Raw genomic sequence first — 15,288 nt, forward strand, 5'->3', positions numbered from 1 at the left:
AAAGATCTTTCACCTCTCAACAAAATCAAAGCACCGTTAATACTCTTAAACTCCCTACAAAAGACAAAACATGCACTTTATCAACCGAGTTTTCACTAGAATCACACGTGCATTCCTGCTAAAATCATCCACGGAGTAAAATGAGAGGTATCTTAAGAGCTAAGAAGACTTTTAATATCCTTTGAAAACAATCAAATTTTCTGGATATCAATAAATAGCTGAAAAAACGCATTCAAATTTATGAAGGATTAAATACTGAAAAGCAATAACATCAATGAGAGTAAGCTTTATCGATAATCATTCCCCCAAAAGAAAAGCAAAAGGTATCATAAGAAAGCAGAGGAAATAATAAAACGTGATTCATTTTGAAAATGTTGGACTACGCTATGGAATGGGTCCTGAGATCCTGCGTGATATTAGCTTTCATATTCCTCCTGGATCCTTTCAATTTCTCACTGGTGCCTCTGGGGCAGGCAAAACATCATTGATGCGTTTGATGTTTTTGGCTCTCAAACCAACCCGTGGTCATATTGATCTATTTGGATCTGATACAGCATTACTCAAACGAGAAGAGTTGCCCGCATTACGACAACGTATTGGTGTTGTCTTTCAAGACTTTCGCCTTCTTGATCACATGACCATTTATGAAAATGTCTCTCTCCCTTTACGCATCAAAGGGCAAGAAGAGGCCACTTATCGCAGTGAAGTAGAAGATTTGCTCTGTTGGGTTGGTCTTGGAAACCAAATTCATGTTTTACCACCAGTTCTTTCGGGTGGAGAAAAACAAAGGGTCGCAATTGCCCGTGCACTTATTGATCAACCTGAAATTCTTCTTGCAGATGAACCGACAGGAAATGTTGATCCACCTTTGGCAAAACGCCTTCTACGCTTGTTTATCGAATTAAACCGTTTTGGAACAGCTGTCATCATTGCCACCCATGACATCGCACTAATGGAACAAGTTGCAGCGCGACGTATGCTTCTCCATAATGGACGGATGACAATTCATGAATAAATCTTTCCCTATTTTTACAAATAATAAAAAAAGCACCACAGCGATTATTCCCAGTGACAATATTTCTGGAAAAGCCTTGGTTGCCGTCATTGCAATTATGACCTTTCTTGCAAGCCTCACCTTAATCGGTGTTGGTCTCGTGCAACATGCTGCTAAGAATTGGAGCCATCAAATTAGCTATGAAGCCACAATTCAAATACATCCCGTGGAAAATGTTGATATTGAAAAAGCTCTTCATGCTGCAGTTCAATTGGTTAAAAGATTTCAAGGTGTAAAAGATGCCAAAATTGTTGACAAAAAAGCAACAGAAAAATTACTTGAACCATGGCTTGGCACAGGTTTAACTTTAAATGAACTTCCCCTTCCTCGCCTGATCATTGTCACATTAAAAGAAGATGAAAAAATTGATTTTCATGCCATTAACCACGCCATCAAAATGCACATTCCAGGAGGCCAGTTTGATAACCACCGTGTTTGGGTAAGCCGTTTTACAAAAATGGCACACACAACAGTTTTTATTGGCTTTTCACTTTTAATATTGGTTCTTGGTTCACTCATCCTTACGATTATCTTTGCCACACGCAACGCCATAGCAGAAAATGCGCATATTATCAATGTGTTATACTTCCTAGGAACTGAAACCTTTTTCATTGCACGACAATTTGATTGGCATTTTTTTAAAACAGCACTGCGCGGTGCACTCTATGGTGGTCTTGCAAGCATATTGCTGTTTGCTACCTTTTCTTTCTGGACACACTATAACCTAGGAAAAGCAGAAGTAAGCCAGATCACCGCGTTGTTTGGATATTTTTCTATCCATTCTATTCCTTATGGAAAAATCATTATCCTGATTTTTTTTGTGTCTTTTCTTACCACACTTACAAATCGCCTAACAATTTTAACACAACTAAAAAAAATCGACCAAGGCGAAAACGGTTTATTTTAATTTATGCCTCACAACACCCATAATCATAAACCCCATACTCCTGCATTATCAGCACAAGAAGACCTTAAGCATTCACTTCCAAAGGGTACTTCTCATAGCCGATCGGCTCTGCGCTATTTGTTTTGTTATTTTCCACCAACCACCTTTATTCTTTTAATGACCATTCTTGTCTTTTGTGTGGGTTTTATTGTTTTTTCTGAAAAAACAGAAAGGCTTCAGCCACCAAATCCTTTGCCAAAAGCAGATGCTATTATCGTTCTTACAGGAGGAGAAAATCGCATAGAGACAGGACTTGATCTGTTACAAAAAGGGCTTGGTTCGCGACTCTTAATCAGTGGCGTCAACACAACAACCAATCTCAAGCAATTTATGCATAACATGCATATTTCTCCTCAACTATTTTCTTGTTGCATTGACATAGGCCAAAAAGCAATTAACACAAAGGGAAACGCTGAAGAAAGCGCTGCTTGGATAAAAAAATACAATTATAAAACACTTTATATTGTCACCCATGATTATCACATGTGGCGCTCAATGCGTGAACTTAAATATTTAATGCCTGACATCCATTTTATTGCTTATCCTGTGAAAAAAAGAAAATTTGAGAGCACAATACAACAGCTCAATCAAATACGCATTCTTATCTTCCAATATCTTAAAACAATTGAAGTCTATATAAGAACGACATTTTGATCTTTCTCACATAGTCTTTAAAAAACGGCCTCCTTTCTACACTGATAAACGAGATACTCTTTAAGATCTTCAGTATAATTTCCCCTTTTGTGCAAACATCATGCATATCCATTCTTTTCAGTATGATTTATTGTTATTTTAAGAATCATTTTTGCTTTTCAAAGACCTTTGAATAAAAGCTTAAAGAGACTTTGGAACACAATAAAAAGGGATTTTTTCATATATTGCCTATTCGCTTAAAACCATCCTAAACTGACTTCTGTTTTTAAAATGGATAAGTTTTTCAAAAAATGACAAAAATAAGCAAATAAAATGAGAGATTTTCTTATCCAGCTTTTCTTTTAATACATATTTTTGATCTTACGGATTAGCCCTACAAACCCAAAATCTTGAAATCAGCTATAAAAGGATTTAAATGGTTTTCCAAACAGCAAGAAAAATGCCAAATCACGTTGAAAAAGTCAGTACAATTATTACCTGCCTTAAAATAGGAAAAGAGCCTATTTTTCTCTTAAGCATCTTTCTCGACAGTTGCATCATTTTCTTCCCCAATAACCGCCATAAGATCTTTTGTTCCTTTACACATTTTATATTTCTTCCCTTAAGGGCCAAGCTGTGCCTTATATTGAGAGGCTCAAAATATTGCGATAACCATTCCCTTTAGAACGCTTTATGAATGATGAAAATTAATCGCGTGAAAGAGCGACAACAGGATCAAGCCGTGAAGCTTGTCTTGCAGGCGAAAAACCAAAACAGATTCCAATAATAGTTGAAAAAGCAAGAGAAAGCAGAATCGAATCAAGTGTATAAATCAAATGGATAGGCGCTTTAAACAGCACAAACAAACCGCCAATAGAGAATCCAAACAAAATCCCCAATCCACCCCCAATCACACATACTAAAATTGCTTCGATGAGAAATTGCTGCAAAATATCACTCTGACGTGCTCCCACAGCCATACGCACTCCAATTTCACTGATTCGTTCTGAAACAGTGACCAACATAATATTCATCACCCCAATGCCACCTACAATCAGAGAAATAGCTGCAATTGAAGACACTAAAAGTGTTAAGATATGCGTACTTTCCATGATGCGATCACGATAGAATTCTGAATTTCTAATGAAAAAGTCATGCCCTCCATGGCGCATAATGAGAAAACGCTCTACCATCTTTTCTGCGAGATGAGAATCAACATGATCGGCAATTTTAAGCATAATGGCACGAACTTGCGTTGTTCCAAGAAAACGGGTTTGCACTGTTGTATAAGGCAAATAAATTTGTAAAGTATTTGATGTACCCCCAACACTTTGTGGATCTACCACCCCAACGATGCGCACAGGAACATCTCCAACCTGCACCACTTTTCCAATTGGGCTTTCGCGGCTATGAGGGAAAAGCACAGCAACAGCTTCCTTTTCAATAACAAGGTCTACAGCTCTATCATGCACACTGTTTTGATCAAACAACTGCCCTTGAATAGCATTCAGCCCTTGTGTTTGAAAATATTGTTCTCCCACGCCCATAACCACGGCATTGGCTTGAATTGCACCAGAGCGGATCATTGAACTCACTGAAAGCTGTGGTGTCACGCCCGAAACATAAGGCAATCCAGAAAGTGCTTCTGCATCGGCTTCAACGAGGCTTGTTATTTTCTCTGCTTGTGTATCAGAAAAGCTTTTTCCTGGAAAAATTGTTAATGTATTAACCCCCAAACTCTTAAAATTTTCCAGAATTTTTTCTCTTGTACCATTTCCCAAAGCCACCATGGCAATAATAGCACCAATACCAATGATCACACCAAGCATTGTTAAAAAAGTACGCATACGATGTGCATTCATTGCCAATAAAGCCATTACAAAGGCTTCACGAAAGCGTTCCACAAAAGAACGAAAAAAACCAAGTGAATATTGATCTTTCAGAGTTTCTTTTTCAACGGCAGAGTGATGATGTACTTTTGTTTTTGCAATTTTTGATATATTATCCGCAACAATTTCACCATCACTAATTTCGATAATACGGTCTGCTCTTTCTGCCACCTGCATATCATGTGTTACCATGATAATAGTGCGTCCTTCTTGATGTAGCTCATCTAAAATACGCAACACTTCTTGACCACTCTGTTTGTCTAAGGCACCTGTTGGTTCATCGGCCAAAATGACTTCAGCATTATTCATCAATGCACGAGCAATAGACACGCGTTGCTGTTGCCCACCTGAAAGTTGATTTGGACGATGATTGATCCGATCCCCCATGCCTAAGCGTGTTAAGAGATCCTGAGCCCGTTGTCTTCGTTTTTTGAGTGCATACCCCGCGTAAATAGCTGGAATTTCCACATTACCAAGCGCAGTCAATTCATTTAACAAATGATAGCGCTGGAAAATGAATCCAAAATGATTACGCCGTAAAGCAGATAATTCATCAGCAGAAAGAGACGCCGTTTTTTTTCCTGAAATCCAGTAATGACCAGAACTTGGTCGATCAAGACAACCAAGAATATTCATCAAGGTAGACTTTCCAGAACCGGAGGCTCCCACAATTGCCACCATCTCACCACGTTTAATGGTAAGATTGATATTTTTCAAAACAGTGACAAATGTTTCTCCTGCAGGAAACTGACGTACAATATTCTCCAAAACAATGACGGCATCGGTCTTTTTTGTTTTCATGGCCTACATCTCATCTTCATTTTGTACATCAGAAGATTCTGGCATCACGCCATCACGTGAACCAGTAATAACCACATCGCCTTCATTAAGCCCTGAAACAATCTCCGCTACCACTTTGTTATTAAGTCCTACAGTCACCTGCTTTGTGACCACCTTATTTTTCCCCACCAAAAGAGAAACCCACGCTTTATGCTCTTTTGTTTCATCCCGTAATGCATCGCTTGGAATTAATAAAACATTTTGAGCACGTCCTAAAATAATATGCACTTGAGCTGTCATATAAGTCCGTAAAAAGTTATCTTTATTATCCACATGCACAATCCCATTATAATAGATAGCCGATGCCCCTAAAGCATTAGAACTTACACCCATTCCAGGATTAATACTCACATCATTACGAATAGTTTCAGGAGCAGGTTCTATTCTTTCTAAAGTTCCCTCATAGCGACGTTGCGCATTTCCTAAAACAGTAAAATACAGGGGTTGTCCAGCCTGAACTTTAAGAATATCAGCTTCTGAAATTTGTGCTTTAACAGTCATTTTTGACAAATCGCCTAAAATAACAATTGTTGGCACAGACTGAACAGCATTCACATTTTGCCCTTCTTCAACAACCGTTGCTAAAACTGTTCCTGCTGAAGGAGCTGTTATACGTGTATAACTTAGATTAACCTCAGCACTATCTACATCAATTTTTGCTTGTGTAATTTGCTCTTGGAGCTGTGCAATTTGGGCTTGTCGTATTTTTACTTGTGCTATTGCGTCATCAAGATTAGCACGTGAAATTGCCCGCGCTTCGATCATTTTTTTCTGCCGCTCTAAATTTTTTTGTGCCAGAGCAAGATAAGCTTTCTGTTCCTCTAAACTTGCATAATAATGTGCTAATGCTGCTTTTTTTCTTTTCAGATCATTTTCTTGATCTGTAGGATCAATTTCTGCCAAGAGGTCCCCTTCTTTCACAACACTGCCAGGAGAAACCCGCATTGATACGACGCGCCCTGTCGTGCGTGCACCAACAGCAACCAAATGATAAGGGCGCACAAGACCAGAAGCGAGAACACTTTCTTCAATATCACCACGCTTTACCACTGCTGTCATATAGACCGGTGCTGATGTTCCAAAAAACATGGAGCGCAGCCATAAGAATACAATGATAAGGAATATAACAATTAAAAAGGAGGAAAGTTTTTTACGTTTGAGAATAAAATTTTTGATGCCACTTTTTTTCATTGCTTTACCCTTATACGCGAACGGTGTGCAACATCGACAATTTCTGGACGAGAGGCATCAACAACACCATCCCAACCACCACCCAACGCTTTCATCAATGCGATATATTGAGTAACCAAAGAAATACGACTGTCTTTAAGCGCCATTTGTGCAGAATAATAAGAACGATTAGCATTTAACAATTCAAGAAAGCTCGTATTTCCATTTTCAAAAAGATCTCGTGAAAGTTGTAAAGAATGCAATGAAGCTCTATTTGCAACGATAAGCTTTTCTAAACGCTGATGTTCTTTTGTTAGTCTGAGCAGCGCATTTTCCACCTCTTCCAAAGCTGTCAACACAGCAGCGCGGTAAGTAATAAAGGCTTGATCACGCTGTGCGCGTGCCACCTCAATAGAAGCAACAATTTGTCCTCCATTAAAAAAAGGAAAACGAATGCTTGGCCCCAAAGACCAACCAATGGTTGAACTCTTCCATAATTGACTAATTGCCTCTTCTGCTGTTGAAATACTTCCTGTTAGCGTAAGCGATGGATAGCGATCTGCTTCTCGTTGACCGATTCTTGCTGTCGCTTGTGCATATTGGCGCTCAGCCCGCCGTAAATCTGGGCGTGTTAACAAAATATCCGCTGGAATTCCTGCCGGTATTGGCCATTTTGGTTGCGGAATTTTTGCATGTTTTGCATCTTTTTGTAAAAGATCCTGTAAAGCCGTAGGAACACGACCAATTAAGACGGAAAGACGATGAATACTCATAGCCAAATTTACTTCCATCTGTGCAATATCTGCTTCTGTATTCGCCAATTGCGCTTGTGCATTTGAAACATCAAGCGCAGAAGCATCGCCCGCTGTTAATTTGGTACGCATTAATTGATAGGTTTTACGCTGTGATAAAGCAATTTTCCGCACAATCAATAATTTTTGTTGCCAACCACGCAATTGCACATAATTTGTTGCCACATCCCCCAGCAGCGTTACCATGATCGCCCGCATATCTTCCACAGCTGCTTCAAGACCATAACGGGCTGCTTCCACGCCCCGTTTATGCCCTCCAAAAAAATCAACTTCCCAACTCGCATCAAAACTACTACGATATTGCGTTGTATATTGTTTTACAAAAGTTTCATCAGATGATGGTGAGCCATTGCGTGTTCCTGAAATTCCGCTTGACATACTAGGCAAAAGAGTACCCACAGCCTGCCCTAGACTAGCGCGTGCTTCTCGAATACGTGCTTTTGCAATTGCCACATTATTGTTTCCGGAAATTGCATAATTCATCAATGCATCTAAAACAGGATCATTGAAATGCCGCCACCACCCTGCAAGCGCAATGGGATGGCCAGACGTTTGTGTAGATTGTTGCCCCCATTTTTTAGGAACACGAAAAAATGTTTTTTGATAATTTGGACCAACCATACATCCTGACAACATCAAAAAGCATACGAAAATACTATAAAATAATTTTTTATACGCAATCCATCCTCGGTTTCTGATCTGCATCCACTCTCCTACATGTTTCAGAATCAACGGATTAACATTTTATTTACTAAAGCTCTTATTTCAAATTTGGCGTGAAAAATCAAATAAAGTTTGCACGGGAACGTGATCTGAAGGTTGATTCCAACCACGTGCAACACGAAAAATTGATAAATCAGCCATAAAAGGCGCTAAATCCGGAGAAGACCAAATATGGTCAAGCCGCCGCCCACGATCAGCAAGAGCCCAATCACGAGCACGATAACTCCACCATGTATAAAGCTTAGCCGGTACGGGACAATGCATACGCATCAAATCAATCCATCCCCCTTGAAGACATAAAGCCTGTAAACGTTCCGTTTCAATGGGGGTATGGCTTACAACCTTCAACAATTGCTTATGCGACCAAACATCTTCTGCCAAAGGAGCAATATTTAAATCCCCAACCAAAAGAGAAGAAAGACCATCCTTCTGATCAGCTTGAATGGAAGACATCTCTTCTAAAAAATCAAGTTTATGACGAAATTTTTCATTCACCTCAGCGTCAGGTACATCCCCACCAGCGGGTACATAAAAATTGTGAATCCGCATATTTCTGCCATAAATTTCAACAATAACTGAAATATGGCGGCAATCTTGCTTTTGACAAAAGACACGTTTTTCCACACCTTTAAAAGGTAAACGTGAAACAATGGCAACACCATTGTAAGATTTTTGTCCACTAAATGCGATATATTTATACCCTGCTGCTTCAAAAGCCTCAACAGGGAATAAACCATCGGGGCACTTTGTCTCCTGTAGACATAAAATATCTGCGGGAAATTGGTCTAAATATTGAAAAATTTGTGCAAGACGCAAACGAATCGAGTTAACATTCCAAGTTGCAATACGAAAAAACATTTATTTCAATCCCAATGACATAACAATAAGTTATTTCTTAGAGGGAAGTGTAAACATCCCCTCAGCAAATCTCACCCCTGTCCTTACATTCATGATTTGAACAGTGGTTTCCAAATTTTGCTGATCAACAATTGTCCATTGTCGTAAAGCATAATTTTTAGAATCAAACACCATCCTGATTTGCCCTGCCCCTATAGTTTTATCACACAAAACGATCGTCACAGCCCCTGGATCTTTACGAAAAGACAATAGGCGTCCTGATGATATGTCAATTTTATCACTTAAAAGAAATTTCATTGGCGTTTGAAACAGTTTTGAAAAATTCCAAGTATTCAAAGCGCGATTGTTAATTCCAACAAATTGACCATCTGAAATAATCTGCAAAGGTATTTTTTTATAAATAAAACGAATTTTTCCTGGACGCTCTAAATAAAATGTTCCCTGTGACATTTTGCCCTTCGGACTAAACTGAATAAAATCACCTGTCATGGTTTTAATCGCCGCAAAGTGATTTGCAACATTTTGCGCCTCTTCTACTTGATAAGAAGCTTGCGCAAAAACAGGAAAAATGAAAAAGCAAAAGACAATATTTCTAACAAGTCTAAAGAATTTTCCCCCTGATAAAAAAGATATTTTCATAAAATGCTCCCAAGCAATACGTATCTACCCCGTAATAAAACGCTCATAATGCCTCAATATCTCTCTTTAAAAGATAAAGATATTATCTGAAAAAACTATCAAAAGATTTTTTTCAAAAGAATTTTTCTTTGCAAGAAACAAAACTTTCTATTTTCTTGCATAATTTGCCATCAATGATGCTTTCTCCTATCTGCTTAATATGTAAAGCAGCATGGCGTTATAGCCCATATTTAGATAGCGTTGTAGATAAAAAAATAAAGACTTATAATCCAAAGGCAACAAGCCACAGCTTAACAACAACAGCTCAATGAGAGAGGATACCTTTTACCAAAGAAATCACACAACAACTTTCTCTTTTGTGCATTCTCTTTTTTTTAAGCTTTAAAGAATCACTCAACTTAAATTTTTGCAAACCTTGAGGTTTCCTTCTGCTTTGCATAATTTTTGCTTTCCAAATACGGACTTTTCGCTTTTATCTGGGTACTCTTGGTAAGGTAACAAAATGCTAGCCAATCCTTAATAAAAATAAAGGATAAAAAAACATATGCTTGGCAAAGCTAAATCGTTTTTCTTGAAACTTTGCAATAATAAACAATATTTTTACAAAAAGGCTTGCCTTTTTTGCTTTTCATACCAATAGAAAATGTAAAGAGAACGTCTTTTTAAAAGAATTTTATGTAAAAGAATCTCGAAGTTTTTTCTTCAAAAAATTTCTTCTTCGCTAGGAACCAAAATTTCTCGTTTCCCGGCATGATTTGCTGGACTAATGATGCCTTCTTCTTCCATCCGCTCAATAAGTGAAGCCGCACGATTATAGCCAATGCCTAAACGGCGTTGAATATAAGAGGTTGAAGCCTTACGATCACGAAGCACCACAGCAACAGCTTGGCTATAAGGATCATCCTTTGCAGGAGAAGTGAAAGAAACATCTGCTTCATCCTCTGCAATTTCTTGGGTAACTGTCTCCAAATAATCAGGCAAAGCTTGCGCTTTGAGATGTGCTACAACTTGCTCTACTTCATCATCAGCCACAAAGGGCCCATGAACACGCTGAATCCGTCCTCCTCCCATCATAAAGAGCATATCTCCCTGTCCCAATAATTGCTCAGCACCCTGCTCCCCCAAAATTGTTCGGCTATCGATTTTCGAGCTTACAGAAAAAGAAATGCGTGTAGGGAAATTGGCCTTAATCGTCCCAGTAATCACATCCACAGAAGGACGTTGGGTTGCCATAATCACATGGATACCGGCAGCACGCGCCATTTGCGCTAAACGCTGAACTGCTCCTTCAATATCTTTACCAGCAACCATCATCAAATCAGCCATTTCATCAATAATCACAACGATATAAGGCATCGGACTAAAATCAAGCTTTTCTGTCTCGTATAAGGGCTCACCGGTCTCAGAATTAAATCCAACTTGAATTGTACGCACCATTGGCTCTCCCTGATTTTCAGAATCTTTAAGGCGCGCATTAAATCCATCAATATTGCGAACGCCAAGTTTTGACATCTTGCTATAGCGTTCTTCCATTTCACGAACAGCCCATTTTAATGCCACCACCGCTTTTTTGGGATCTGTTACCACGGGGGTTAATAAATGTGGAATACCATCATAGACTGAAAGTTCGAGCATTTTGGGGTCGACCATAATAAGACGACATTGTTCAGGCGTCATACGATAAAGAAGGGATAAAATCATCGTATTAATAGCAACAGATTTTCCCGACCCTGTTGTCCCTGCAACCAAAAGATGCGGCATTTTTGCTAAATCCGCAATCACAGCTTCGCCCCCTATTGTTTTACCCAAAGCAAGCCCTAGTTTTGCCTTGCTCTCCATAAATTCCCGCGCTTGCAAAATTTCTCGTAAATAGACCATTTCCCGTTTTGCATTGGGTAATTCTATTCCAATAACATTGCGCCCTGGCACCACAGCCACACGTGCTGAAATAGCCCGCATTGAACGCGCAATATCATCGGCCAAACCAATAATACGAGAAGACTTAATACCAGCAGCCGGTTCAAATTCATATAGAGTAACTACCGGACCAGGACACACATCAATCATTTTTCCTTTCACCCCAAAATCCAACAAAATACCCTCAAGTTCTTGAGAATTGGCTCTTAAAACAGCAGGAGAAAGTTTTTCATCTCTGATTGTTGGCGGAGAAACGGAAAGATAGTCCAAATGTGGAAGAAGGAAACCGCCATTTGAAGAAGCCGTTAAAGGCTTAACAACACGGCTCTTTTTAGAGGAAACGGGCATCTTATTTTGAGCGTTTTCATATTTTACTTTTTCATCAAAGAAAGTAGGTTCAATACGATCAAATGCCCTTTTGTGTCTCTTTGACGTATTTTTGAAAGAAAAAAGACGAAAAAAACGTGCTTGCAAAAAATAAAAAAGGTGTAAAATAGCCCCAACAGTCGTTGCCCAAAAACTATGTCGTGTTTCATCAGTGCTATGTTCTGCTACTTCTGAAACATCAACAACGAAATCTTCGCTTTCCTCTATCTGAACATCTTTTTCTTTCCTTTTATTTGATGAACGGCGCCATATCACATTACCTGCAAAGGCTGCTATTAAGAAACCTAAAAGAATAAACAACACACTCAAAAGTACATTCTGAAAAGAAGAAAGAACAACAGGAAAAATGGATAAGGCTGCATTTAATACCTTATCCCCCAAAACCCCTCCCAAGCCTATTGGCAAAGGCCAATAAGTAAAAGAAGTAATAAACGAAAGCAAAGCAAAAGAAATTAAAAAGCAAAGAATTGAGATAATCCACAACACAAAGCGAAAAATAAAATGATAAATATCCTTCTGTGCTAGCAAAAGAAATGACCAAAACAATGGTGTCAACAAAACACCAAGACTTGCCAAACCAAAAAATTGCATAACAAAATCTGAAAAAATAGCCCCTGGCCATCCCATCAAATTTGTAACCTTATTCGTACTTGCATGTGTTAATGACGGATCTGCAACATTCCAAGTTGCCAAAGATAAAACGCCAAAAAGAATAAAGCCTAAAAGTCCAAGCCCAATAAACACACCAACTTGGCGTAAAAACATTTCGATGAGCCGCGACCTTTGAAAGCCCTGCGTTTTCATTGAATTATAATGAGAAGAATTTTGGTGCATCCATCCATTCCACAGATAAAACCTTCGTCTTTAAAGAGTTATAAAATTATGACCGCAAAATATTAACACTGTTTTAACCATCATAGGCATAACAATTTCCTTATAATAATATATAAAAAAGTGTTATAAAAAGAAGGTATCCTTTACCATTTAAAAACGAGCAAACTGCAAACAATGGAAAGAAGTGTTGTGTATCCTATCCCCAATAAAGGTATAACATCCAATATAAATATCAAACAATGCGACCTCTTGATTGCAGGAGGAGCAGCTGTTGGTCTTACTCTTGCAATAGCGCTCAAACAAGCCACTCCTGATTTAAAAGTTACAATCGTTGATGCTGCTTCTAACGAAGACCTTCCTCCTTCCAATATACGGACACTTGCCCTTGCTGCTGCTTCTATTCGCATGTTGAAACAGCTACAATGTTGGGAATCTATAAAATCCTATGCCCAGCCTATCCATTCCATGATTATCACGGATGCATGCACTGATGACCCTGTCAAACCTACTCTTTTAACCTTTGAAGGAGAAATTACTCCCAACGAGCCCTTTGCGGCAATGATAGAACAAAGACAACTCATCGCTGCTTTAAAAAAACGTGCAAAAAATCTTAACATTTCTATTATACAAAATGTACGTGTTGTTGATTTCCATACAGAAGAGCAACAAACAATAATCACTCTAAACAATGAAGAAATCTGGAAAACAAAGTTACTTATAGCAGCTGATGGAGCACATTCAAAATTACGTAAAAAAGCAGGTCTTAAAAACTTTTTTCATCCCTATAAACAAACAGCCATTATCTGTACCATTGAACATGAAAAACCCCATAATGGCCAAGCAATCCAACATTTTTTACCAGCTGGTCCCTTTGCTCTTCTCCCTCTCAAAGGTAATCGATCCGCAATTGTTTGGAATGAACACCATAAACAAGCACAATATTATCTAAAAGCAGATTCTTTTATTTTTGAAACAGAAATTGAAAAACGCATTGGACATCGATTGGGAAAACTCTCTTGGAATGGCGAACGTCAAGCTTTTCCTTTGAGCCTTTCTTTAACCCGTGAATGCATTAAACCTCGTTTTGCCCTTATTGGCGATGCCGCCCATACAATTCATCCCTTAGCAGGACAAGGCCTCAATTTAGGATTACGCGATAGCGCTGCCCTTGCCGAAGTCATTATTGAAACAGCACGATTAGGTCTTGATATCGGATCTCTCACCGCTCTTGAACGTTACCAAAGCTGGAGACGTTTTGAAGTTGTACGTATGGCTTTAAGCAATGATTGGCTCAATCATCTCTTTTCTAATGATAATTTCTTTTTACGAATGCTTCGAGATGCCGGTCTTGGACTTATCAATCAAACACCAAAAATGAAACAATATTTTATTCAAGAAGCGTCCGGCCTTACCCCCAATGCACCACGCCTGCTACAGGGACTCCCCCTTTAGTTAAAAAATAATACCATAACATCTCTAATATGAGATAAAAGAGACTCTCTTTATTTTTTAACCTTCAAAATATTCTTTATTGATTGCGTACCAAGAGCCTTCTCACGCATTTGAATGACAAATATATACAAAACAGATCCGGATGAGCTTTCTAAAAAACTAAATACAAACCAATATCCAATACAAAGAAATTTTATCTTTGAAAATATTTCTCTCATACCGCCATACTCAATCCAAACACCATAAATACATAGATCTTTATAATATAAAAAGTTTTAAAAGATACATTTGATGCTTCAGATCTATCGGCTTATAAAAAAGAATCACAAAAGCATCAAACTGCAGCTCTAAATCAACACAAAATACATCCCCCAAGAACATGCAGAAATAACACCCCCTCTCGTGATTGAATAAATCCATACATGAATTCCTCTGATTCTTTCAACCACACCAGCATTTTCATACATCACTTTTTCAAAAATATACTCTCTGTCACTTTATATCTTCTCGTCTTTTTATACTTTGCCAATATCGTGCAGATATTATGTCACTTCTAGTTCTTCAAGTGCATAACCATTCTTTAACCATTCTTTAATCCACTTAGGTCTACGCCCGCGTCCATTCCATAGTTCCCATTGATTATTGGGGTTTCTATAATGACGCTCTTTGCTCACAAGATCGGCAATATCAATTCCATGCGCATGAGCAATTTCAAGAATTTTTCGACGCGCATTTTGCTTCTCTTTTGCCTGTCTTTTTTTCAATTCCGCGTCAATTTGAACACGCATTTCTTGTAACTCATCAAGATTCATATGTTTGAGATCATTCATCTTATTACTCCCCTTGCAAAAAAAGAATTATGTTTTGCCATATTTTTAACACAATTATAGAGGATTTTCGTCCATTTATTATCAAAGTTAAAATTACGATGAATATATCACTTTCACGGAGATGTGCTTTGAACCACGAAAAGTCGTTTATTTTTGTTTTAACAATCACGACCGTATCCCTTTTCAGTTTGATCGCTGAAATGGTTCGTAAAAGTTTGCAAGCATCATGTTACCTCTCTGACGCCTATAAATCAGCAGTCAAAAGTGAATATAAATCGCCATTGTATAAACTATGGCAATACTG

At 38.4% G+C, this 15,288-nt stretch carries 11 protein-coding genes; 4 read left to right on the forward strand and 7 right to left on the reverse strand.

Annotation, left to right across the window (positions count from 1 at the left end; translation table 11 throughout):
- Positions 1 to 355 precede the first annotated feature (355 nt).
- Genes ftsE through K3248_RS04685 form a run of 3 tightly spaced genes read left to right on the forward strand, consistent with a single transcriptional unit; the run spans position 356 to position 2,654 of the window.
- Positions 356 to 1,015, forward strand: a complete 660-nt coding sequence (ftsE, locus tag K3248_RS04675) for a cell division ATP-binding protein FtsE (RefSeq protein ID WP_220717240.1) — start codon at positions 356 to 358, stop codon at positions 1,013 to 1,015.
- Positions 1,008 to 1,961, forward strand: coding sequence for a cell division protein FtsX (locus K3248_RS04680; protein ID WP_220717241.1), 954 nt, complete (start codon positions 1,008 to 1,010; stop codon positions 1,959 to 1,961). Before ftsE ends, K3248_RS04680 begins: the two co-directional genes overlap by 8 nt.
- 3 nt (positions 1,962 to 1,964) lie before the next feature.
- Complete coding sequence (locus K3248_RS04685) at positions 1,965 to 2,654, forward strand: YdcF family protein (protein ID WP_220717242.1); 690 nt, start codon at positions 1,965 to 1,967, stop codon at positions 2,652 to 2,654.
- A gap of 686 nt (positions 2,655 to 3,340) precedes the next feature.
- Here the strand turns inward: K3248_RS04685 and K3248_RS04690 are convergent.
- From K3248_RS04690 to K3248_RS04715, 6 genes are all read right to left on the reverse strand, one after another.
- The gene (locus tag K3248_RS04690; protein ID WP_220717243.1) at positions 3,341 to 5,323 is read right to left on the reverse strand and encodes a MacB family efflux pump subunit; all 1,983 of its coding nucleotides are present in this window, start codon (positions 5,321 to 5,323) and stop codon (positions 3,341 to 3,343) included.
- 3 nt (positions 5,324 to 5,326) lie between these two features.
- Positions 5,327 to 6,553 carry an efflux RND transporter periplasmic adaptor subunit gene (locus tag K3248_RS04695; RefSeq protein WP_220717244.1) on the reverse strand — a complete coding sequence of 409 codons (1,227 nt, stop codon included), beginning with the start codon at positions 6,551 to 6,553 and terminating at the stop codon, positions 5,327 to 5,329.
- Positions 6,550 to 8,049: an efflux transporter outer membrane subunit gene (locus K3248_RS04700; RefSeq protein WP_220717245.1), complete on the reverse strand. Its 1,500-nt coding sequence runs from the start codon at positions 8,047 to 8,049 to the stop codon at positions 6,550 to 6,552. Before K3248_RS04700 ends, K3248_RS04695 begins: the two co-directional genes overlap by 4 nt.
- 60 nt (positions 8,050 to 8,109) lie before the next feature.
- A complete protein-coding gene (locus tag K3248_RS04705) occupies positions 8,110 to 8,925 on the reverse strand; it encodes an exodeoxyribonuclease III (protein ID WP_220717246.1) in 816 nt (271 codons plus the stop codon).
- A 30-nt stretch (positions 8,926 to 8,955) separates the two neighbouring features.
- The gene (locus K3248_RS04710) at positions 8,956 to 9,564 is read right to left on the reverse strand and encodes a LolA family protein (RefSeq protein ID WP_220717247.1); all 609 of its coding nucleotides are present in this window, start codon (positions 9,562 to 9,564) and stop codon (positions 8,956 to 8,958) included.
- Between the two features lie 702 nt (positions 9,565 to 10,266).
- Entirely contained in the window at positions 10,267 to 12,702 is a 2,436-nt protein-coding gene (locus K3248_RS04715; RefSeq protein WP_220717248.1) for a DNA translocase FtsK, read from the reverse strand.
- 174 nt (positions 12,703 to 12,876) lie between these two features.
- On the opposite strand from K3248_RS04715, the gene K3248_RS04720 reads away from it, so the two are divergent.
- Entirely contained in the window at positions 12,877 to 14,154 is a 1,278-nt protein-coding gene (locus tag K3248_RS04720) for a ubiquinone biosynthesis hydroxylase (RefSeq protein ID WP_220717249.1), read from the forward strand.
- Positions 14,155 to 14,696: 542 nt separating this feature from the next.
- On the opposite strand, the gene K3248_RS04725 is transcribed toward K3248_RS04720, so the two are convergent.
- Positions 14,697 to 14,984 (reverse strand): H-NS histone family protein, encoded by a 288-nt coding sequence (locus K3248_RS04725; protein ID WP_220717250.1) that lies wholly within the window; start codon positions 14,982 to 14,984, stop codon positions 14,697 to 14,699.
- Positions 14,985 to 15,288: the final 304 nt, after the last annotated feature.

The sequence above is a fragment of the Bartonella raoultii genome (genome assembly GCF_019659805.1).
Lineage (GTDB): Bacteria > Pseudomonadota > Alphaproteobacteria > Rhizobiales > Rhizobiaceae > Bartonella > Bartonella raoultii.

What these genes read in the sequence shown, in the direction of transcription:
- K3248_RS04700 (WP_220717245.1), bottom strand. Translation starts at nt 8,049, where the DNA reads ATGCAGATCAGAAACCGAGGATGGATTGCGTATAAAAAATTATTTTAT.
- K3248_RS04725 (WP_220717250.1), bottom strand. Translation starts at nt 14,984, where the DNA reads ATGAATGATCTCAAACATATGAATCTTGATGAGTTACAAGAAATGCGT.
- K3248_RS04685 (WP_220717242.1), top strand. Translation starts at nt 1,965, where the DNA reads ATGCCTCACAACACCCATAATCATAAACCCCATACTCCTGCATTATCA.
- K3248_RS04705 (WP_220717246.1), bottom strand. Translation starts at nt 8,925, where the DNA reads ATGTTTTTTCGTATTGCAACTTGGAATGTTAACTCGATTCGTTTGCGT.
- K3248_RS04690 (WP_220717243.1), bottom strand. Translation starts at nt 5,323, where the DNA reads ATGAAAACAAAAAAGACCGATGCCGTCATTGTTTTGGAGAATATTGTA.
- K3248_RS04695 (WP_220717244.1), bottom strand. Translation starts at nt 6,553, where the DNA reads ATGAAAAAAAGTGGCATCAAAAATTTTATTCTCAAACGTAAAAAACTT.
- K3248_RS04680 (WP_220717241.1), top strand. Translation starts at nt 1,008, where the DNA reads ATGAATAAATCTTTCCCTATTTTTACAAATAATAAAAAAAGCACCACA.
- K3248_RS04710 (WP_220717247.1), bottom strand. Translation starts at nt 9,564, where the DNA reads ATGAAAATATCTTTTTTATCAGGGGGAAAATTCTTTAGACTTGTTAGA.
- K3248_RS04715 (WP_220717248.1), bottom strand. Translation starts at nt 12,702, where the DNA reads ATGCACCAAAATTCTTCTCATTATAATTCAATGAAAACGCAGGGCTTT.
- K3248_RS04720 (WP_220717249.1), top strand. Translation starts at nt 12,877, where the DNA reads ATGGAAAGAAGTGTTGTGTATCCTATCCCCAATAAAGGTATAACATCC.